Raw genomic sequence first — 19959 nt, 5'->3', positions numbered from 1 at the left:
ATAGTTCCGCCCCACGATGAGGCAACTCGTTTGGCCTGAAACGATCCTTCCTCCCCTCTGGCAGGTGATCCGAGTGGACAGTCAGACGGTCTCCCGGCACGCGACGGAACCGGACGCGCCCACCGCAGGCACGCTCAAGCCCAACGCCCTCGGCGTCCTGGGCATCCTCTTCTTCGTCCTGTCCGCACAGGCCCCGCTGACCGGCATCGCCGGCGCGGCCCCCATCGCCGTGGCCCTCGGCAACGGCCCCGGCGTCCCCGCCGCCTACCTGGTGGCGGGCCTGGTGATCCTGCTGTTCTCGGTGGGCTTCGTCGCCATGGGGCGGCACGTGGTGGACGCGGGCGCCTTCTACACGTACATCGGCAAGGGTCTGGGCCGCACCACCGGCACCGGCAGCGCGGGCCTCGCGCTCTTCGCCTACTGCACCATCCAGGCCGCGATGTACGGCCTCTACGGCGCCATCGTGAGCGGCCTGGTCGCGAGCCACACCGGCCTCGATCTGCCGTGGTGGGTCTGGACGCTGGCCACCATGGCCGTCGTGCAGGCGCTCGGCGCGGCCGGCGTCGAGATGGGCGCCAAGGTGCTCGCCGTCTTCGTCCTCGCGGAGTTCAGCATCCTGTCGGTCTTCGCCCTGGTCACCCTCTTCAAGGGCGGCGGACCCGAGGGGCTCGGCCTCGCCGACAGCTTCTCCCCGTCCGCCGCCCTGGACGGCGCCCCGGGCGTGGCCGTGATGTTCGCCGTGGCCTCCATGTTCGGCTTCGAGGCCACCGCCATCTACGGCGAGGAGGCCCGCGAACCCAAGAAGACCGTGCCGCGGGCCACGTACCTCGCGGTCGTCGTCGTCACCGGCTTCTTCGCGCTGGTCTCCTGGATGCTCATCTCCTCCTACGGCGCCTCCAAGGCCACCGCGGCCGCGGGCCAGGCCCTGGAGGGCGGCGACGGCGCCGGGTTCGTCTTCGCGCCCATCGCGGCCGACTTCGGCGGCTGGGTCGGCGACGTGCTGCCCGTGCTGCTCGCCACGTCCCTCTTCGCCGGCATCCTCACCTTCCACAACTCGGCCAACCGCTACCTGTTCTCCCTCGGTCGCGACCGGCTGCTGCCGCTGCGGCTGTGCCGGCTCAACCGCCGTCACGCGCCCTGGACCGCCGGATGCGTCCAGACGGTCCTGGCCCTCCTCCTGGTGGTGCCCTTCGCCCTGGCCGGCAAGGACCCGGTGCTGACGCTGTTCTCCTGGTTCAGCGGCGTCGCCGTCCTGGCGATGATGCTGCTGTACCTGCTGACCTCGGTGTCGGTCGTCGTCTTCTTCCGCCGGGCCCGCCTCGACGCGCGCCTCTGGAACACGCTGATCGCACCCGCCCTGGGCGCGCTCGGCCTCGCGGGCGCGATCTGGCTCATCCTGGCCAACTTCACCACCCTCATCGGCGGCGAAGGCGCCACCGCCCTGTGGCTCACCCTCTCCGTCCCGGTCGTCATGGCCCTCGGCCTGGTCGCCGCGCGGGTGCGGGGCCGGACCGTGGCGGCCGCCGACGGCTGACCGCACGCGCCGCCGTCCGCGGGCAGCCCTCTCCATATCGTTTGAAACCAAAGGAGGTCCTCATGCCGGCCGTCCCCCACGACGAATGGCTGCGCCGTGCCAAGGCGTTCCAGCTCTCCGGTGGCCATCACATCGACGGCGCCGAGGAGGCCGGGGGAGGGGCGACGTTCCCGGTCGTCTCCCCGCGGGACGGCCGGGTCGTCGCCGAGGTCGCGGACGGCGGCGCCGCCGAGGTGGACGCGGCCGTCGCCGCCGCCCGGCGGGCCTTCGACACCGGCCCGTGGCCGCGCCTGGCACCCGCCGAGCGCGGCCGGGCCCTGCTCCGCCTCGCCGACCTGCTCGAAGAGCGGCGCGAGGAACTCGCCCTCACGGTCAGCCTGGAGATGGGCAAACCGATCTCGGACGCGTACGGCATCGAACTGCGCGCGGTCATCACCACCTTCCGCTGGTACGGCCAGCTCGCGGACAAGCTCACCGACGAGTCCCCGCACACCGCCCCGGACGCCCTCGCCCTGGTCACCAGGGAACCCACCGGGGTGGTCGGTGCGGTGGTCCCGTGGAACTTCCCGCTGACCCTGGCCGGCTGGAAGGTCGCCCCCGCCCTCGCGGTCGGCTGCACGGTCGTCCTCAAGCCCTCGGAGAACTCCCCGCTCTCCGCCCTGCTCCTCGGGCGCCTCGCCACCGAGGCCGGCATCCCGCCCGGCGTGCTCAACGTCATCACCGGCGACGGCCCGACAGCGGGCAGCGCCCTCGGCCTGCACCCGGGCGTCGACGTCCTGGCGTTCACCGGCTCCACCGCCGTCGGCCGCCACTTCCTGCGCTACGCCGCCGACTCCAACCTCAAGCGCGTCTGGCTGGAACTCGGCGGCAAGTCGCCCAACATCGTCCTGCCCGACGCCCCCGACCTCGACCGGGCGGCCGCCACCGCCGCCTGGGGCATCTTCTTCAACCAGGGCGAGATGTGCACGGCCCCCTCCCGGCTCCTCGTGCACTCCTCGATCGCCGAACGGGTCACCGAGGCCGTGGTCCGGCGGGCCCGCGAACTGAAGGTCGGCGACCCGCTCGACCCGGAGACGGAGATGGGCGCACTCGTCGGCCGGGCGCACCTGGACCGGGTGGCCGGACACATCCGCCGCGGCGTCGACGAGGGCGCCCGGCTGCGCACCGGCGGCGACCGCGTCCTCGCCGAGACGGGCGGCACGTACCTGGAGCCGACCGTCCTCGACCGCGTGGACCCGGGCTCGCGACTGGCGCGGGAGGAGATCTTCGGCCCCGTCCTGTCCGTGCTCGCCTTCGACGACCTCGACGAGGCGGTCCGCCTGGCCAACGCCACCGAGTACGGCCTCGCCGCCGGCCTGTGGACCTCCGACCTGTCCACCGCCCACCGGGTCTCACGCGTCCTGAAGGCCGGAACGGTCTGGGTCAACTGCTACGAGGAGGGCGACCTGACCGTGCCCTTCGGCGGCATGAAGCAGTCGGGCAACGGCCGCGACAAGTCCGCCCACGCGCTGGAGAAGTACACCGAGCTCAAGACCACCTGGATCCAGCTGTGACCCGCCCCCTGATCGCGGTCCCCGCCCGCTTCTCGGCCACGACCTCCGCCCTGCGGTACGCCGCCGAGGTCAACGCCCGCGCCCTGATCGAGGCGGTCTGGCGGGCCGGCGGCGAACCGGTGAGCATCCACCCGGCGGACACCGGCACCGCCGACCGGCTCGCCCGTTTCGACGGTGTCCTGCTCCCCGGCGGCGGCGACCTCGCCCCCTCCCGCTACGGCGCCACCGACACCCACGACACCGTCTACGACGTCGACACCCTCCAGGACACCTTCGACCTCGACGTCGCCCGGCACGCCCTGGAGTCGGGGGTGCCGCTGCTCGCCGTCTGCCGCGGCCTCCAAGTCGTCAACGTCGCCCTCGGCGGCACCCTGGAGCAGGACATGGGCGGACCCGAGCGCGAGCACCGGCATCTCGTGCACCCCGTCACCCTGGAACCCGGCTCGCTCGTCGCCCGGGCCGCCGACGCCGAGAAGGCGGACGCGTCCTGCTACCACCACCAGCGCGTCGACCGCCCGGGCAGCGGCCTGCGCGTCACGGCCCGGGCGGCGGACGGCACGGTCGAGGCCCTCGAACTCCCGGGCGCCGCAGGCTGGTTCACGGCCGTGCAGTGGCATCCGGAGGACACCGCCCATGAGGACCCCGCCCAGCAGGGCCTGTTCGACGCGCTCGTGCGGGCCGCGACCCGGTGAGGCCGCGGCGGGACTCAGGCCCGGGGCCGCCGCCCGCTGCGCCGCGGGGCCGGCTCGGCGCCGCCCAGCAGGGACTGCCGCCGCTCCTCACCGTGCTCCTCCACCTGGAGCACCACACTGCGCAGCCCCTCGGCGAGGCGGCGGCACTCGGCGTCGCTGAGCCCGGCGGTGACGAAGGCCTCCTCCTCGTTGAACGCCGGGAACACCCGCGCCATGAACTCCTCGCCCTCCGGGGTGAGGCTCAGCAGCACCAGGCGCCCGTCGCTCGGATGACCGTCCCGCCGGAGCAGGCCACGGGACTCCAGCGTGCGCACCACACCCGTCAGCGTGCCCTTGGAGATCCCCGCCTCCTCCGCCACGTGCCGGGTCTCCGACTCGCCCCACACCCAGACCACCCACAGCACCACGAAGGCCGTCCAGGTCAGGTCGGAACCGCGCAGCACCGAGTTCTCCAGATGCTGGCGCACGGCGGACGCGGCCCGGTAGATGTTCGCCACCGCCGCCATCTGCTCCCGGCGGATCGCGATGCCGCCGAGCTTCGCCGCGGCGAGCTTCTCGGCTTCGGTGATGGATCGGTGCCCCGGCACGGGCGGCTCCTTCGTCTGGTCACACGACTCACGCACGGGCGGCTCGTCCCGGCCGTCCGGTCGTTCGGACTCAAATTGTACGAAGCCGAAAGGAAAACCCGTCATGCCCAGCCCACCCCGCATGCTCCTCGTCCTCAGCGAGAACTGGACCCTCACCGGCGGCCGGGCCGATCTGCCCGCCGCCGTGCGCTGGGCCCGCGAGGCGGAGGACGCCGGCTTCGACGCCGTCATGGTCAGCGAGCACATCGTCCTCGGCCCCGACGCGGCGGCCGCCGGCATCATGGGCAACCCCCGTGACTACGCCCTGCCCGGCAACCAGGACCCGCTCACCCCCTGGCCGAACTCCCTGCTGCTGCTCGCCGCGATCGCCTCCGTCACCTCCCGGCTGCGTCTGGCCGCCGCGGCCGTCCTTGCCCCGCTGCGCCACCCCCTGCTGCTCGCCCGCGAACTCGGCACCCTCGACCTGATCAGCGAGGGCCGGCTCGTCGTACAGCCGACGGTCAGCTGGAGCAGGGACGAGTACGACGCCCTCGGCGTGCCCTTCACCCGGCGTGGTCGGCTCCTCGACGAGCACCTGGAGGTGTGGGCGAAGGCCTGGGGCCCGTCCCCGCTCTCCCACGACGGACCGCACTACCCCTTCCGGGACGTCTGGTTCGAGCCCAAGGCGCACCGCCCCGACGGCCCCCGGCTCTGGTTCGGCGGCCAGCGCCTGCACGGCCCCGTCCTGCGCCGCCTCGTCGCGTACGGCCACGGCTTCCACCCGCTCGGCCGGCCCACGCCCGAGGACCTCCAGGGGCTCCAGGAGGCGATGTCCGCGGCGGGGCGGGACATCACGGACCTGGAGATGATCGGCGGCACCCAGGCCGTCTTCCCCGACGACCGCTCACCGGCGGACCTCGGCGCGGCGCTCTCCGTGATCCCGGAGCAACGGGAGCAGGGCTTCACGACGTTCTGCGTCAAGCCGAACCAGTTCATCGACGACCCCGACGGCGTGGGGGAGTTCTGCCGCGAGGTCATGCGGCGCGTCGAGGCGCTGACGTCCTGACGGGGCCGGCCCGGATCACCGTTCGACGAAGCGTGCGAGGTGATCCGGGTCCGGCCGCAGCACCCCGTCCCGCACCGCGAGCGCGGTGGCCTCGGCCCGGGAGGCGCAGCCGGTCTTGCGCAGCAGATGCTCGACATGGCTGTGCACGGTCCGCGGGGAGAGGTACAGCGCCTGCGCGATGGCCTGGTTGGTCTGCCCCGTGGCGGCCCGGGTGAGCACCTCCAGCTCCCGGGGGCTCAGCCCGTACGGCAGTTCCGTGGGCGTCTCGTGCACCAGCACCGCGTCCGCCGCCAGGCCGGGCCCGGCCGGATGCCGGTGCAGAACGACCCGTCGCCAGCTGCCGCCGGCCGGCCACAGCAGCCGCAGGCGCTGCCCGTCCGTGCCGCTGAAGGCGTGCAGCAGCGCACCGAACCCGCCCTCCTCCCGCAGCACCCCGGGGCGGTCGCGACCGGGCAGGTCGAGGACGCGGCCGTCGCCCGTGACCAGGCACGCCGCGTCCTCGCCCGCCAGGCCGTGCAGGTCACCGGCGTGCGCCAGCGGGTCGGCGAAGGCGGCCAGGGCCGGGATCACGGAGGCGAGCAGCCGCCGCGCTTCGGTGTCGTAGGCGTTCGCACTCTCGGTGGAGAGGTGGACCAGGCCCACCAGCCGGCCCCGGTGCCGCAGCGCCCCGGTGACGCCGTCCCGGAAGCCGGCCGGGCGGACCCGCTCGGCGTAGAACCAGCCGTGGCGGAAGCGCGGACCGGCGTCCTCGGAGTCCTCCGCGTCCTCCGAGATGGACGGCGGCAGCTCCCGCCGTACGACGTTGCGGTACCACGGAGTGGCGACGAACTCCCCGGCCAGGGCCTGCGATGCCTCGGCCGTGTAGCCGATGCTCGCGATCTGGACGTGGGAGCCGGACAGCGGGTCGATCGTGAGCAGGGTCGCCGCGTCCAGGGGGAGCGCACGGGCGAGTTCGCACAGGGCCTGCGCGGAGGCCGAGGCGGTGTCGCGCTCGCGGGTGAGCATGCCGATGCGCGCGGCTGCCGCGATCTGGTGGTGGCTGGTCATGGCGAGCCTCCGGACGGCTCGGACAGCAAGGTCGTTTGGGGCCTAACGATAGGGCTCCCGTCCGTGTCCGGCAAGGTGCTCACCAAGCCCGGCCGTATCCGCGGTCGGTATTTGTACGGATGGTGCGACGTGCCCCGCGGGTCTTTCCTGTTCGGCACAGCCGGACGCCCGCTCCAGTCGGGCCCGCCCCTCGGAGAGCCCACGCCATGACCCCACCCCCGTACACCGCCTCGCGCAGACACTTCCTCGCCCTGTCCGCCGCCGCCGCGCTCGCCGCCGCGGGCTGCTCGGCACCGGAGAACACGGCCGCCTCGGCCAAGCCCTCACGATCCGGCGGCACCCGCCTGACGAAGATCGGCCTCGACTACCCCTTCACCCAGCTCCCGCTCTACTCGACGCTGGTCAAGCTCTCCACCGCCCGGGCGAAGCAGCACGGCATCTCCCTGCTGACGACCAGCGACAACGCCAGTGCCGACACCCAGGCCACCAACCTCACCACCTGGGTCGCCCGCAAGGTCCCGGCGATCGTGTCCTTCCCCATGGTGTTCGAGGCCGCCGAGCCCCTCGCCAAGGCGGCCCTCGACGCGGGGCTGATCTGGGTGACCTACGGCGGCTCCCTGGAGCACCAGAGCGCCGACATCCGGTTCAGCTTCCGCGAGGGCGGCACCCTGCTCGGCGCGGCGGCGGCGAAGTGGGCCCAGGAGCACCTCGGCGGCAAGGGCAAGATCGCCTTCCTCACGGACGACACCATCGAGCTGGGCCGCGAACGCACCAAGGGCATGATCGACGCCTTCACCAAGGCCGCGCCCGGCGTCGACGTGGTGGCGCGGGAGCAGTCCATCGACCCGGACACGGGCCTGTCCAGGACGAAGGCGATCCTCGCCAAACACCCCGACCTCAACCTCGTCCTCGGCGTCACGGACGCCGCCGCGTACGGCGGGTTCAAGGCCCTCCAGCAGGCGGGCCGGGCCAAGGACGACGCGAAGACCTTCGTCGGCGGCCAGGACGGCTCCGCGCCCTCCCTCCTCGCCGTCAAGCAGGGCACCTTCTACCGGGCCTCCGCAGCCCTCGCGCCGAAGGACATCGCCGCCGCCATCGTCGACGTGCCGCGCGCGGTCGCCGCCGGGAAGGCGAACCCGAGCGCCCAGGTGCCGATCACGCTCGTCCAGCGCGCCGACACCGCCCGGATCGACGCCCTGCTCGCCCAGAACGCCTAGGCGGTCGCCATGACGACCACCACCCTCCGCATCAGCGGCCTGACGAAGTCCTTCGGCGGCGTCAGGGCCCTCGACGGTGTCGACCTCACCGTCCCCGCCGGCCAGGTGCACGCCCTGCTCGGCCACAACGGCGCCGGCAAGTCCACCCTCATCAAGTGCCTGGGCGGCGCCTACCCGCCCGACGCCGGCACCATCGAGGTCGGCGGGACGTCGTACACCCGGCTCACTCCGCGCGCGTCCATCGCGTCCGGCGTGGCGATCATCTTCCAGACGCTCAGCGTGGTCGACGCTCTGACCGTGGCGGAGAACATCTTCCTCGGCCAGGAGTGGACCCGGCACGGCCGTATCGACCGGCGCGCCCAGGAGGAGGTCGCCGCCGGGCTGATGGAGCGGGTGGCCGCGAAGTGCTCCCCGCGCGACCGGGTGGGTGATCTGCCCATGGGCCAGCGCCAGTTGGTGGAGATCGCCAAGGCCCTCAGCCGCAGCGCCGCCGTCCTGGTCCTCGACGAACCGACCGCCGCCCTGTCCGGCGCGGAGACCGACGCCCTGGCGCAACGCGTCGAGGACCTGCGCACCCAGGGCCTCGCCATCGTCTACGTCACCCACCTCCTGGGCGAGGTGGAACGGCTCGCGGACGCCGTCACCGTCCTGCGGGACGGGAGGGTGGCCCACCACGCGACGGTGTCGGGGCGGACGCGCCGGGAACTGGTGGAGGCGATCGCGGGACGGCCGACGGAGGTCGTACCGAAGTCCCCGCGGCCTCCCGCCCCACCCCGGCTGATCGCCGAAGACCTGCGAGGACCCGGCTTCGGGCCCGTCGGCCTCTCCGTCGCCGAAGGCGAACGCGTCGGTCTGTTCGGGCTCATCGGCTCCGGCCGCACGCGCATCCTGGAGACCCTCTACGGCAGGCGCCGCGCCACCGCCGGCACGATCCGCGTCGGCGACCGCACCGTCGCCCCGGCCCGCCCGGCCGACGCGCTCGCCGCCGGTATCGCGCTCGTACCGGCGGACCGGCGGGCCCAGGGCCTGTTCCCGTCGATGACCGCGCAGGACAACGCCCTGCTCCCCTCGGTCAAGCCTCTCTCCCGCCTCGGGGTAAGGGCGTTGCGCTCCGAGCGGCGGGTGTTCGACGGGCTGGCCACGGCGGTCGGGCTGCGTCCGGCCCGCTCCCGGCTGCCGGCGGGCGCGTTCTCCGGCGGCAACCAGCAGAAGCTCGTCCTGGGCCGGTGGATCAACGAGGCCCGGCACGTGGACGTGCTGCTGCTGGACGAACCGACCCAGGGCGTCGATGTGGGGGCCCGGCAGGAGATCTACCGCGTGGTGTCCACCCTCGCCGAGGAACGCGGCACCGCCGTGCTGTTCGCCTCCAGCGACCCCGAGGAGGTCGTGGCGCTCGCCGACCGCTGCCTGATCGTCGCCCGGGGCCGGATCGTCGGCGAGCTCTCCGGCACCGAACTCACCGAACAGGCCCTGCTGTCGGCCGTTCACGCCCCCCTGACCGCCGAAGGAGCAGCATGACCACCGCCGACCCGGCCCTCCCGCGTCCCCGCCCGCTCGCCACGGGCGGACTGGCCGTCGTACGCCGCAACCCGCTCCTCGTCGTGCTCGTCGCGATGGTGCTGATCTTCCAGCTGACCACGGGCAGCTTCCTCGACCCGGCCAACCTGAGCGGCATCGCCACCGACGCCGCCACCCTCGCCATCGTCGCCGTCCCGCTGGCCCTGCTCGTCATCAGCGGCTACCTCGACCTGTCGGTCGGCTCCACGCTCGCCCTCGGCGGGCTGGTCGGGGGCTGGCTGGCGGGGCAGCACCACCAGTCGCCCGCCGTCGCCCTGCTCGGGGCGCTCGCGGCAGGGGCGCTGGTCGGGGCGGTCAACGGCGTCCTGTGCTGCTGGTTCGGGCTGTCCGCGTTCATCGTCACCCTCGGCATGCTGACCGCCGTACGCGGTCTGGCGCAGCAACTGTTCCCGCTGCCGCTGAGCGGCTTCGGCTCCGGCTTCGCCTGGATCGGCGGGGCCCGCGTCGCCGGGATCGCCGCGCCGGTCGTCATCGCGGCCCTCGTACTGGCCGCGGGCGCCCTGTTCCTGGCGTTCACCCCCGCCGGCCGGCACGTCTTCGCCATCGGCGTCAACCGGGAGGCCGCCCACCTCTCCGGCATCCACATCCGCCGCACCCCGTTCGCGCTGTTCGTCGCCACCGGCGTGGCCGCCGCCCTGGCCGGGGCCATCAAGGCGTCGGTGCTGGACAGCGCGGTGGCCGGTACCTCCGGCGCCGGGTTCGAACTGACCGTCCTCACCGCGGTGCTGCTCGGCGGCGTCGCCCTCACCGGCGGCACCGGTTCCATCCTCGGTGTCCTGCTCGGTGTGCTCTTCCTCGGCGGCCTGCAGAACGGCCTGACCCTGCTGAACGTGCCGACGTTCTGGCAGCAGATGGCCCAGGGCGTCGCGCTGGTGGCCGGCGCGGCCCTGGCCTGCTTCGCACCCCGCACCGGGCGCTGACCCGACCCACCCCACCGAAATGAGGTCATCCGTGAGCGACGACACCGCTCCCACGCTCGTCCTGACCGGCGGTCAGGTCCTCACCGTCGACGCCGGGTTCACCGTCGCCGAGGGCGTCGCCGTGCGCGGCCGGGACATCCTGGCCGTCGGCAGCGACGCGGAGATGCGCGCCCTGGCCGGACCCGGCACCCGGATCGTCGAGCTGGGCGGCCGGACCGTGCTGCCCGGCATCAACGACTCGCATCTGCACGGAGCCGCCTACGGCATGACGAAACCGCCGTTCGCCCTCGATGTCGGCCACCCGGCGGTGCGGTCCCTCGCCGACATCGCCGCGGCGGTCGGCCGGGAGGCAGACGGGGCACCCGCGGGGGAGTGGATCATCGGCCTGGGCTGGGACGCCGGCTACCTCGCCGAATGCCTGGCCGACCCGGGGCGCTTCCCGCACCGGCGGGACCTGGACGCGGTGGCACCCGATCACCCGGTCTGCCTGACCGACTTCTCGTCGCACATGGTGTGGGTCAACTCCGAAGCCCTGCGCCGCTGCGGCATCGACGCGGACACCCCGGCCCCGCCCGGCGGCGTCATCGACCGTGACCCCGACGGCAGGCCGACCGGCATCCTGCGCGAGTCCGCCGGCCGGCTCGTCCAGGCCGAACTCCCCGCCCCGACACCCGCCCAGCGCCGCCGGGCCATCCAGGGCGTGATCCGCGAGCTGCACTCCCGGGGCATCACCAGCTACACCGAGCCCGGCCTGGGGCCGGGCGGGGCGGATTCCCTCTTCGGCGGCCTGAGCACCGACAACTGGACCGCCTACGCCGACCTCGCCGCGAGCGGCGAACTCCAGGCCCGGGTCAGCGTCCTGCTCCTGCCCGCTCCGATGGGCGGCTGCGCCGACGACGTCCGCAGGGGACTGGCCGAACTGCGCCGCCCCGAGTCGGCCGACCCCCGGCTGCTGCGGGCCATCGGCGTCAAGATCTTCGCCGACGGTGTGCCGCCCAACCGCACGGCCTGGATGAGCGAGCCGTACCCGGACGGCGGCCACGGCGCCCTGTGCGTGCACGGCGACACCCCCGCGCTCCAGGTGCACGAACTGCGCGAGATGATCAGGCTCGGTCACGAGGCCGGCTTCCAGCTCGGCGTGCACGTCACCGGCGACCGGGCCATCGACCTCGTGGTGGACGCCTTCCTCGCGGCGAACACGGCCGCACCCCGGCCCGACGCCCGCCACTACGTCATCCACGGCGACTTCATCAGCCCGGGCAGCCTGGCGAAACTCGCCGCGCACGGCTACGGCGTCAACATGAACCCGGCCATCAAGTGGACCATCTCCGACCTGATGGACGAGGTCGTCGGCCCCGAACGCTCCGCCTACCAGTGGCCGGTGCGCTCGGCGCTCGACGCCGGGGTGCGGGTCTGCGCCAGCTCCGACGCCCCCATCACCGAGCCCGACTGGCGTCAGGGCGTGGCCTCCATGATGCTGCGCGAGTCCAAGGCCAGCGGCCGCCCCAGCGGCCCCGAGCAGTGCGTACCCCTCGCCGACGCCTTGCGCGCCTATACCTCCACCGCCGCCTGGCAGGACTTCGCCGACGACTTCAAGGGCACCCTCGCACCGGGCCGGGCCGCCGATCTGTGCGTCCTGGACCGGCCGTTGCTGGACCTCGACCCGCACGAGATCACCGAGGTGCGGGTGGATCTCACGGTCTTCGACGGGCGGGTCGTCTTCGAACGGTGAGGCCCGCCGCTCAGGCCTCCCGCACCACCGCGCGCCGCGCTCCCCACCGCCGGTTCCGGAGCCGCCCGGCCACCCGGCACACCGCGTAGATCGCGAAGGAGATCGTCGTGACGTAGGGGCTGATGGGGATGCTGCCGCCCAGGGCGAGCAGGATGCCGCCCTCGATGGAGGCCACGGCGAACAGCACGCTCAGCACGGGCAGCAGCACCGGCGACGCGGTGACGCGGGCGGCCGCCGCGGCCGGGGTGACGACCAGGGAGAGCACCAGCAGCGCGCCCACGATCTGCACCGACAGGGCGACCGCGAGCCCGAGCACCAGCATGAACGCGAAGGAGAGCGTACGCACCGGAACCCCACGGGCCTGAGCCACGTCCGGATCCGCGCTGGCGAACGCGAGCGGGCGCCACATCACCGCCAGGGCGGCCAGCACCAGGACGGACGTGCCGAGCAGCCACGACATCTGCGGGGTGTCCACCGCCACGATCTGCCCGGTGAGCAGCCCGAACTTGTTGGCCGCCCGGCCCTTGTAGAGGGCGAGGAAGAGCACGCCGAGTCCCAGACCGAACGGCATGATGATGCCGATCACCGAGTTGCGGTCCCGCGCCCGTGCCCCGAGGACGCCGATGGCACCGGCCGCCAGGAGCGAACCGGCGATGGAGCCCGCCACGACGTTCGCGTCCAGGAGCAGCGCCGCCGAGGCCCCGGCGAAGGACAGTTCGCTGATGCCGTGCACCGCGAACGGCAGGTCCCGCATCAGGACGAACACCCCGGCCAGTCCGCCGACCAGGCCGAGCGCGACGCCGGCGACGAGGGAGTTGCGGACCAGGGCGAGGAGTTGGCCGTAGTCGGTGAAGTCGAAGATCTGGTGCCAGATCCCGTCGGCGAGTGTCATGCGCGCACTCCGTCCGTCTCGTGGGCCTGCTCGGGGTGGTGCGGCGGGCCGGTCGTCTCGTCGGGAGCTCCCGCGACGACCACCCGGCCCCGGACGCGCACCACGTCGACCCGGGTGCCGTAGAGACGGGACAGCGACTCGGAGGTCAGCACCTCGTCGGGGGTGCCGACCCGGTGGCCGCCCCGGGCCAGGTACAGCACCCGGTCGGCCAGGCCCAGCACCGGGTTGATCTCGTGCGTCACGAACACCACCGCCGTGCCGTGGGAGCGGCGCCGGGCGTCGATCAGCTCGGTGACGGCCCGCTGGTGGTTCAGGTCGAGCGACAGCAACGGCTCGTCGCACAGCAGGAGACGGGGGTCGGTCGCCAGGGCCTGCCCGATGCGCACACGCTGCCGCTCGCCGCCGGAGAGCATCCCGAGCGGGACGTCGGCGTAGGCCGAGGCGCCGACCGACTCGAGGATCTCGTCCACCCGGCGGCGGATCCCGGCGGTGCGCAGCCGCGGCCCGAAGCGGTGGCCGTCGATGCCGAACCGGACGAGGTCGCGGGCGCGCAGCAGGGCCTGCGCGGACAGCGCCGCCTGCTGGGGGACGTAGCCGATGTGCCGGGCGGCCTCGCGCGCGGGGCCGCCGAGCACGGTCAGCGTGCCGCCGGACAGCGGCCGGCGGCCCAGCAGGGCCCGGACGAAGCTGGTCTTGCCCGCACCGTTCGGGCCCAGCACGGCGAGGAACTCGCCGGGCCGTACGTCGAGATCGAGACCGCTCCACACCGCGCGGTCGCCGTAGGACAGGGCGGCCGCGCGCAGGGTGACGACAGGCGGGCCGTCCTGCCGGGGTATCGGGGTCACGTGGCCAGCGCGCTCGCGAGCGCGTCGAGGTTGGCGGTCATCCAGCCGAGGTAGTCCTCGCCCTTGGGCAGGGTCTCGGTCACGGGCACGACGGGGATGCCGGCCGCCTTGGCCGCCGCCTCGGCCTTCTCGGTCTGCGGGCCGGAGGTCTGCTCGTTGTAGACGAGGGCCTTGACCTTCTTGCCACTGAACAGCGCGAGGCTCTCCTGGAGGACGCGCGGGGAGACGTCGTCGCCCTCCTCGATCGCCTCGCTGAACTCCGCGGGCGTTCTGTTCACCAGGCCGCTCGCCTCGAGCATGTACAGCGGCACCGGTTCGGTGATGGCGACGCCGTCGCCGCCGTGCGCCTTCTTGATCTGCGCTTCCCGGGCCTGAAGCGGCTTGAGTTTCGCTTTGAAGGCGGCGGTGTTCTTCTCGAAGGCGGCGGCATCGCCCGGGTCGGCCTTGGCGAGGGCGGTCGAGATCCGGTCGGCGACCTTGGCGACGGTGGGGAAGTCGTACCAGACGTGCTCGTTGAGTTCCCCGCCCTCGGGCGCGGTCCTGCCGGACACGTCGACCGCGTTGATCACCTCGGCGGAGTCGTTGTGTCCGCCCTTGAGCATGTGGTCGACGAAGTCGTCGTAACCGCCGCCGTTCTCGATGACGACCTTCGCCTTGGACAGCGCCAGCTGGTTCTGGGGGTTGGCCTCGTAGGAGTGCGGGTCCTGGTCGGGGTCGCTGATGACCGACGTGACGTCGACCCGGTCGCCGCCGATGCGCCCGGCGATGTCGCCGTAGACGTTCGTGGAGGCGACCACGGCCACACGGGCCGGTGCGCTCTTGCCGTCGGCCGAGTCCGACGAGCTGCCGCAGCCCGCGAGCAGAGCCAGTGACGCGCTGGTCAGCAGCGCGAGGCGGCGGGACGTGGACAAGGACATGACTCCTCCAGGGCGGACGTGCACGGGGGTGATCGACAGGCATCACGCTAAGTGGGAATGAATGTCAAAAGCAGGTTCGGGTGGATGTCATGTGAAAACCATTGCCAACTGTTGGCGGTCACGTGGACTATCTATCCAAGCTCTGGACGTGTGGTCTAAGGTGGTGGAGCTGAGAGGAGGCCGGATGAGCAGTGAGCCGGATGCCGAGCGGGATGCGATCCTCGCCGCGCTGAGGCCGGTCGTGGACGGAATCGCCGCGACCTTCGGGCCGGTGTGCGATGTCGTGCTGCACGATTACCGCCACCCCGAGGAGTCGGTGGTCGCCGTGGCCGGATCGCTGACCGGACGTGCGGTCGGGGGCGCGATGAGCGAGATCGGCATGCGCGTCCTCGCCCGTGGCGACGAGGCGCAGGACGAACTGAACTACGTCTCCCGCACCCGCAACGGGACGCTGGTGAAGTCCTCCACGATGGTGCTGCGGGACTCCACGGGAGCCGTGTTCGGCGCCCTCTGCGTCAACGTCGACGTCACTGCCGTCACCCAGGTCCACGGCCTGCTCGGCGCGCTCGCCGGACTCGGCACCGCCCCGGCGGAGCTGCCGACCACCACCTTCGGCAACGACATCGACGCCGTGGTCGACGCCCTCGTCGACGTCCACCAGTCGAAGCAGCGGGGCAGCTGGGCGGAGCTCGACCGCGCGGAGCGCCTGGAGCTGTTCGGCGGGCTGGACACCCGCGGTGTCTTCGCCGTGCGCGGCGCCGTCGAGCAGGTCGCCGCCCGGCTCGGCATCTCCCGCGCCTCCGCCTACAACTACCTCTCCCGGGCCCGGGCCGCCCACGACACTTCCACCGGAGGACCCGCGTGACGACCACCACCCCACCGGTCACCCTCGACGACGTCCGCGACGCCGCCGCCCGCCTCAAGGGCGTCGCCCACCGCACGCCCGTGCTGCGCTCGCGCACCCTGGACGCCCTCACCGGCGCCGAAGTCCACCTCAAGTGCGAGAACTTCCAGCGCGTGGGCGCCTTCAAGTTCCGCGGCGCCTACAACGCCGCCTCCCGTCTCACCCCCGAGCAGCTGTCCCGGGGTATCGCCGCCTACTCCTCCGGCAACCACGCCCAGGCCGTAGCCCTGGCGGCCCGCGAGCTGGGCACCACCGCGGTCATCGTCATGCCGGATGACGCCCCGCCGTCGAAGCGGGCGGCCACCGCCGGCTACGGCGCCGAGATCGTCACGTACGACCGCTACACCGGCGACCGCGTCGCCATCGCCGAGGCCCTCGCCGCCGAACGCGGCCTCGCTCTCATCCCGCCGTACGAGCATCCGCACGTCATGGCCGGACAGGGCACGGCCGCTCTCGAACTCCTCGAAGAAGTCGGGGAGGTGGATGCCCTGCTGACGCCGGTCGGCGGCGGCGGGCTGATGGCCGGCAGCGCCACGGCGGCCAAGGGCCTGCACTCCGGCATCCGCACCATCGGCGTCGAGCCGGAGGCCGGGGACGACACGAAGCGCTCGCTGGAGGCCGGCCGGCGCGTCAGTATCCCGGTCCCGCACACCATCGCCGACGGCCAGGCCCTGCACACGCCCGGCGAGCTGACCTTCTCGGTCAACCAACGGCTCCTCGACGACGTCGTCCTGGTCACCGACGACGAGATCCGGGACGCGATGCGGTTCGCCTTCGAACGCCTGAAGATCGTCGTCGAGCCGAGCGGCGCCACCCCACTGGCGGCCCTGCTCACGGGCCGGGCGGGCCCCCTGCCGCGGCGCGTCGGCGTGATCATCTCCGGCGGCAACATCGACACCGGGCGCTTCGCCGAGCTGTGCGGCGGCGGCCGCTGAGCGCGCCTTCCCCGAATGGCGGCCCCGGGTGGCAGGGCGGACGATTGAGTGGTAGCGGGCCGGCCGCCGACGGCGGTGTCCAGGGCCGCCGGGGAGGGCCGGCCCCGGCCGCGGAGCATCGCGGCCGGAAGGGAGCGCGTCATGCTGGAAGTGAAGACGCTCGACAAGCCCGATGAACGGCGTGATTTCCCCCGCGGCCACCTCGAAGCCATCCATATGACGGAACTCGACTTCGCCGTGGCCACCTTCGAGCCCGGCTGGCGCTGGACGGAGTCCGTGGCCCCGATCGCGGGGACCGCGACCTGCCAGATGCATCACTACTGCTTCATGGCGCAGGGCCGCATGCACATCCTCATGGACGACGGCGGGGAGACCGAGGTCGGCCCAGGCGACGTCTTCGTCGTCTCGCCCGGTCACGACGCCTGGGTCGTGGGTGACGAGCAGGTCGTGGTCTACGACTTCGAGGGGCAGACGGCGAAGGAGTACGCGAAACAGGAGTAGCGAGCCCTGCCCTTGCTTTCGGAAACCGATCGGTTTACGCTTCCCGACATGGGAAACCGATCGGTTTCCGTGCTGTGAGCAATGAGGGAGACTCCCATGACCGCCATCGAAGGTTCCGTCGCCCTGGTCACCGGCGGCAGCCGCGGCATCGGCCGGGCGCTCGTCGAGGCCCTGTACGAGCGGGGCGCGCGGAAGGTGTACGCCACCGCCCGTGACCCGCGCACCGTCACGCACCCCGACGCCGTACCGCTGGCCCTGGAGGTGACCGACCCCGCATCCGTCGCCGCGGCGGCCGAACGGGCACAGGACGTCACCCTGTTGATCAACAACGCCGGCGCGTCGGTGAACGCCAACTTCCTCGACTCGCCCGTCGAGGACGTGCGTCGCGAGTTCGAGACCAACTTCTACGGGCCGCTCCTGGTGACCCGTGCCTTCGTCCCCGTCATCGAGCGCAACGGCGGCGGCCACATCCTCAACGTCCACTCCGTGCTGTCCTGGATCGGCCTCGCCGGCTCCTACAGCGCGTCCAAGGCCGCCTTCTGGTCGCAGACCAACTCGCTGCGCCTGGACCTGAAGCCGCGGGGGATCGACGTCACCGGTCTCCATGTCGGCTACGTGGACACGGACATGACCGTCGGGGTCGACGCCCCCAAGTCCACGGCCGGATCCGTCGCCGCACAGGCCCTCGACGGCATCGCGTCCGGCGCCTACGAGGTCCTGGCCGACGACCTCTCGCGGCAGGTCAAGGCGGGACTGGCGGCCGACCCGGCCGCCCTCTACCCACAGCTCACCGCCGCCTGATCACACCGGCAGCAGCCGCGCCACCAGCGCGCTCAACTGCCGGGCGTTGCGGCACTCGTGCATCGCGACCAGCTCGGCGTAGGCCGGCGCGACGGAGTCGCCCGTGCCCCAGCGGGAGCGCTGCTCCGGGTTCAGCCAGTGGACGCGGCGGGCGCGTTCGGCGATCTGCCGCACGGCGGGCAGGTTCGGGTCGCTCCGGTTCGTGCGGGCGTCACCCAGCACGAACACGGTCGTGCGCGAACCGACCGCGTCCGCGTACCGCTCGGCGAACTCGCCCAGCGCCATGCCGTAGTCACTGCTGCCGTGGTAGCCCGTGACCGCAGCCTCCCCCTGGATACGGCTGCTCAGCCCCTCCGGGTCGGCCCGGCCACGCTCCAGCAGCCCGGTCACCTCGTCGATCCGGTTGACGAAGGCGAACACGCGCACCTTGCTGAACTGGTCGTGCAGCGCCTGCACCAGCAGCATCGTGAAGTCGGAGAAGCCGGAGACCGACCCCGACACATCGCACAGCAGCACCAGTTCGGGACGGGCGGGCCGCCGTCGGCGCAGCACGGGCTTCATCGGCACCCCGCCCGTCGACAGCGAACCGCGCAGGGTCCGCCGCAGATCGATCGCGCCACGCGAGGCGCGACGCCGCCGGGCGGCCAGCCGGGTCGCGAGCTTGCGGGCCAGAGGCTGAACCGTCCTGCGCAGCTCGGCCAGCCGGTCCTGCCCGGCGAACAGGAAGTCGACCCGGTCGGCGGTCGGGGCCACCGCCCGCCGGGCGATCTCGTCCCGGCCGCGCCGCTCGGCGACCCGCCGCCGCGCCTCCGCCGCCACCAGAGCGCGGAAGGCGTCGATGCGCCGCCGGACCTCGTCCTCCAGCAAGCGGTCCGCGAACCCCTGGCTCCCGCCCTGACCCCGGACGTTGTCGCGCACCCGGGCCAGCAGCGTCTGGGGCCGCAGCCGTTCGAGCGCCTGGTACGACGACCAGCCGTCCGACTCCGGCGAGGAACCGTAGCCGCCGAAACCGTCGACCGCCTCGATCGCCAGCCGGCCCAGCATCGCGCGGTCGTCGGCGGTCAGGGCGTCGGTCAGCCTGTCCCGCAGGTCCTCCCGCCCGGCCGTCCCCTGCTCCGGGCCGCCGACGCCGCGCGGGAAGTAGAGGTCGAAGACGGGGTCGAACACCTGCCGTTGTCCGTGCCCGTGCAGCAGGGTCGCCGCGAGGCCCTCGCGCAGCAGCTCCCGGTCCGCGAGGCCGAGTTCCCCGACGGCCCGCGCCGCGTCGACCGTCTCGCCGGTGCCGATCCGCATGCCGTGCGCGCGGAGCGCCCCGACCAGGGACGTCAGCCGCTCGGCGACGCCCGTCGGCGTCGTCACAGGGCGTCCAGGTCGAGCTTGGCCGAGGCCTTGAGGACGTCGTCCTGGTGTTTGAGCAGCACCCCGAGCGTGGCTCGCACGACCGTCTCGTCGAGGGAGTCGGCGCCGAGGGCGAGCAGGGTGTGCGCCCAGTCGACGGTCTCGGCGACCGACGGCACCTTGCGCAGGTCCATCGCCCGCAGCGCGCCCACGACCCGGACGACCGAGCGGGCCAGCGCCTCGTCGAGGCCGGGCACCTTCAGCCGTACGATCCGGCGCTCCAGCTCCTCGTCCGGGAAGCCGATGTGCAGGAAGAGACAGCGCCGGCGCAGCGCCTCGGACAGCTCCCGGCTCGCGTTGGACGTGAGGACGACGAAGGGGCGCCGCGTCGCCGTGATCGTGCCCAGCTCGGGAACGGTCACCTGGAAGTCGCTGAGCACCTCCAGCAGCAGGCCCTCCACCTCGACGTCCGCCTTGTCGGTCTCGTCGATCAGCAGCACCTTCGGGTCGTCGCCCCGGATCGCGGTCAGCAACGGCCGCGTCAGCAGGAACTCCTCGCTGAAGATGTCCGTACGGGCCTCGTCCCACGTCTCGTCGCGGCCCGCGCTGATGCGCAGGAGCTGCTTGGCGTGGTTCCACTCGTACAGGGCGCGGGACTCGTCGACGCCCTCGTAGCACTGCAGGCGGACGAGCCGCGCCCCGGCCACCGTGGCGACGGCCTTGGCGAGCTCCGTCTTGCCGACTCCGGCCGGGCCCTCCACCAGGAGCGGCTTGCCGAGCCGGGCGGCGAGGAAGACGGTCGTGGCGACGGCGGGGGAGGCGAGGTAGCCGGTCTCGGCGAGGCGTGCGGAGACATCGTCGACGGACGTGAACAACGGGGCCTCCAGGACGGCGGCGTCGGGCGGACGGACAGAGCACTAT

General features: G+C 73.0%; 19 protein-coding genes. 12 read left to right on the top strand and 7 right to left on the bottom strand.

Annotated elements, in window-relative coordinates; genetic code table 11:
- Positions 1-73: 73 nt before the first annotated feature.
- The 3 genes from IE153_RS00730 (at position 74) to IE153_RS00720 (ending at position 3779) form a co-directional block, all read left to right on the top strand.
- Positions 74-1534 carry an APC family permease gene (locus tag IE153_RS00730; protein WP_189587592.1) on the top strand — a complete coding sequence of 487 codons (1461 nt, stop codon included), beginning with the start codon at positions 74-76 and terminating at the stop codon, positions 1532-1534.
- Positions 1535-1596: 62 nt separating this feature from the next.
- Positions 1597-3087, top strand: a complete 1491-nt coding sequence (locus tag IE153_RS00725) for an aldehyde dehydrogenase (RefSeq protein ID WP_189587591.1) — start codon at positions 1597-1599, stop codon at positions 3085-3087.
- Entirely contained in the window at positions 3084-3779 is a 696-nt protein-coding gene (locus IE153_RS00720) for a gamma-glutamyl-gamma-aminobutyrate hydrolase family protein (RefSeq protein ID WP_189587590.1), read from the top strand. The genes IE153_RS00725 and IE153_RS00720 overlap by 4 nt, the downstream gene beginning before the upstream one ends.
- A 14-nt stretch (positions 3780-3793) precedes the next feature.
- Here the strand turns inward: IE153_RS00720 and IE153_RS00715 are convergent, their stop codons facing one another.
- On the bottom strand, positions 3794-4366 hold the full coding sequence (locus IE153_RS00715) for a MarR family winged helix-turn-helix transcriptional regulator (protein ID WP_142156674.1): 573 nt from the start codon (positions 4364-4366) through the stop codon (positions 3794-3796).
- Positions 4367-4469: 103 nt separating this feature from the next.
- Here IE153_RS00715 and IE153_RS00710 point away from each other — a divergent pair, with 103 nt between their 5' ends.
- Positions 4470-5411: a TIGR03619 family F420-dependent LLM class oxidoreductase gene (locus IE153_RS00710; protein WP_189587589.1), complete on the top strand. Its 942-nt coding sequence runs from the start codon at positions 4470-4472 to the stop codon at positions 5409-5411.
- A 15-nt stretch (positions 5412-5426) separates the two neighbouring features.
- On the opposite strand, the gene IE153_RS00705 is transcribed toward IE153_RS00710, so the two are convergent.
- Positions 5427-6458, bottom strand: a complete 1032-nt coding sequence (locus IE153_RS00705) for a helix-turn-helix transcriptional regulator (RefSeq protein ID WP_189587588.1) — start codon at positions 6456-6458, stop codon at positions 5427-5429.
- A 206-nt stretch (positions 6459-6664) separates the two neighbouring features.
- Here IE153_RS00705 and IE153_RS00700 point away from each other — a divergent pair, with 206 nt between their 5' ends.
- Genes IE153_RS00700 through IE153_RS00685 form a run of 4 tightly spaced genes read left to right on the top strand, consistent with a single transcriptional unit; the run spans position 6665 to position 11905 of the window.
- Positions 6665-7675 carry a sugar ABC transporter substrate-binding protein gene (locus IE153_RS00700; RefSeq protein ID WP_189587587.1) on the top strand — a complete coding sequence of 337 codons (1011 nt, stop codon included), beginning with the start codon at positions 6665-6667 and terminating at the stop codon, positions 7673-7675.
- A 9-nt stretch (positions 7676-7684) separates the two neighbouring features.
- Entirely contained in the window at positions 7685-9193 is a 1509-nt protein-coding gene (locus tag IE153_RS00695) for a sugar ABC transporter ATP-binding protein (protein WP_189587586.1), read from the top strand.
- Positions 9190-10173, top strand: a complete 984-nt coding sequence (locus tag IE153_RS00690; protein ID WP_189587585.1) for an ABC transporter permease — start codon at positions 9190-9192, stop codon at positions 10171-10173. The genes IE153_RS00695 and IE153_RS00690 overlap by 4 nt, the downstream gene beginning before the upstream one ends.
- Before the next feature lie 31 nt (positions 10174-10204).
- Positions 10205-11905 carry an amidohydrolase gene (locus tag IE153_RS00685; RefSeq protein ID WP_229828586.1) on the top strand — a complete coding sequence of 567 codons (1701 nt, stop codon included), beginning with the start codon at positions 10205-10207 and terminating at the stop codon, positions 11903-11905.
- A gap of 10 nt (positions 11906-11915) precedes the next feature.
- Here the strand turns inward: IE153_RS00685 and IE153_RS00680 are convergent, their stop codons facing one another.
- Genes IE153_RS00680 through IE153_RS00670 form a run of 3 tightly spaced genes read right to left on the bottom strand, consistent with a single transcriptional unit; the run spans position 11916 to position 14559 of the window.
- Positions 11916-12797 (bottom strand): metal ABC transporter permease, encoded by an 882-nt coding sequence (locus IE153_RS00680; RefSeq protein ID WP_189587583.1) that lies wholly within the window; start codon positions 12795-12797, stop codon positions 11916-11918.
- The gene (locus tag IE153_RS00675) at positions 12794-13642 is read right to left on the bottom strand and encodes a metal ABC transporter ATP-binding protein (protein WP_189587582.1); all 849 of its coding nucleotides are present in this window, start codon (positions 13640-13642) and stop codon (positions 12794-12796) included. The genes IE153_RS00680 and IE153_RS00675 overlap by 4 nt, the downstream gene beginning before the upstream one ends.
- Entirely contained in the window at positions 13639-14559 is a 921-nt protein-coding gene (locus IE153_RS00670) for a metal ABC transporter solute-binding protein, Zn/Mn family (RefSeq protein WP_189587581.1), read from the bottom strand. The genes IE153_RS00675 and IE153_RS00670 overlap by 4 nt, the downstream gene beginning before the upstream one ends.
- A 184-nt stretch (positions 14560-14743) precedes the next feature.
- Here IE153_RS00670 and IE153_RS00665 point away from each other — a divergent pair, with 184 nt between their 5' ends.
- The 4 genes from IE153_RS00665 to IE153_RS00650 all read left to right on the top strand — a co-directional run bounded on the left by IE153_RS00665 (position 14744) and on the right by IE153_RS00650 (position 17700).
- Positions 14744-15424 carry a helix-turn-helix transcriptional regulator gene (locus IE153_RS00665; protein ID WP_189587580.1) on the top strand — a complete coding sequence of 227 codons (681 nt, stop codon included), beginning with the start codon at positions 14744-14746 and terminating at the stop codon, positions 15422-15424.
- A complete protein-coding gene (locus IE153_RS00660; protein WP_189587579.1) occupies positions 15421-16398 on the top strand; it encodes a pyridoxal-phosphate dependent enzyme in 978 nt (325 codons plus the stop codon). Before IE153_RS00665 ends, IE153_RS00660 begins: the two co-directional genes overlap by 4 nt.
- A 141-nt stretch (positions 16399-16539) precedes the next feature.
- Positions 16540-16899, top strand: a complete 360-nt coding sequence (locus IE153_RS00655) for a cupin domain-containing protein (protein WP_189587578.1) — start codon at positions 16540-16542, stop codon at positions 16897-16899.
- A 96-nt stretch (positions 16900-16995) separates the two neighbouring features.
- A complete protein-coding gene (locus IE153_RS00650) occupies positions 16996-17700 on the top strand; it encodes an SDR family oxidoreductase (protein WP_189587577.1) in 705 nt (234 codons plus the stop codon).
- Here the strand turns inward: IE153_RS00650 and IE153_RS00645 are convergent, their stop codons facing one another.
- Together IE153_RS00645 and IE153_RS00640 are read right to left on the bottom strand one after the other, a co-directional pair.
- Entirely contained in the window at positions 17701-19059 is a 1359-nt protein-coding gene (locus tag IE153_RS00645; RefSeq protein ID WP_189587576.1) for a vWA domain-containing protein, read from the bottom strand. It lies immediately after the preceding gene.
- Entirely contained in the window at positions 19056-19913 is an 858-nt protein-coding gene (locus IE153_RS00640) for an AAA family ATPase (protein ID WP_189587575.1), read from the bottom strand. The genes IE153_RS00645 and IE153_RS00640 overlap by 4 nt, the downstream gene beginning before the upstream one ends.
- Between the last annotated feature and the right edge of the window lie 46 nt (positions 19914-19959).

The organism is Streptomyces massasporeus (assembly GCF_014648995.1).
In the GTDB taxonomy this organism is placed as follows: domain Bacteria; phylum Actinomycetota; class Actinomycetes; order Streptomycetales; family Streptomycetaceae; genus Streptomyces; species Streptomyces massasporeus.
The sequence above is the reverse complement of the archived record's forward strand: the minus strand, read 5'-3'. Positions and strand labels throughout refer to the sequence as shown.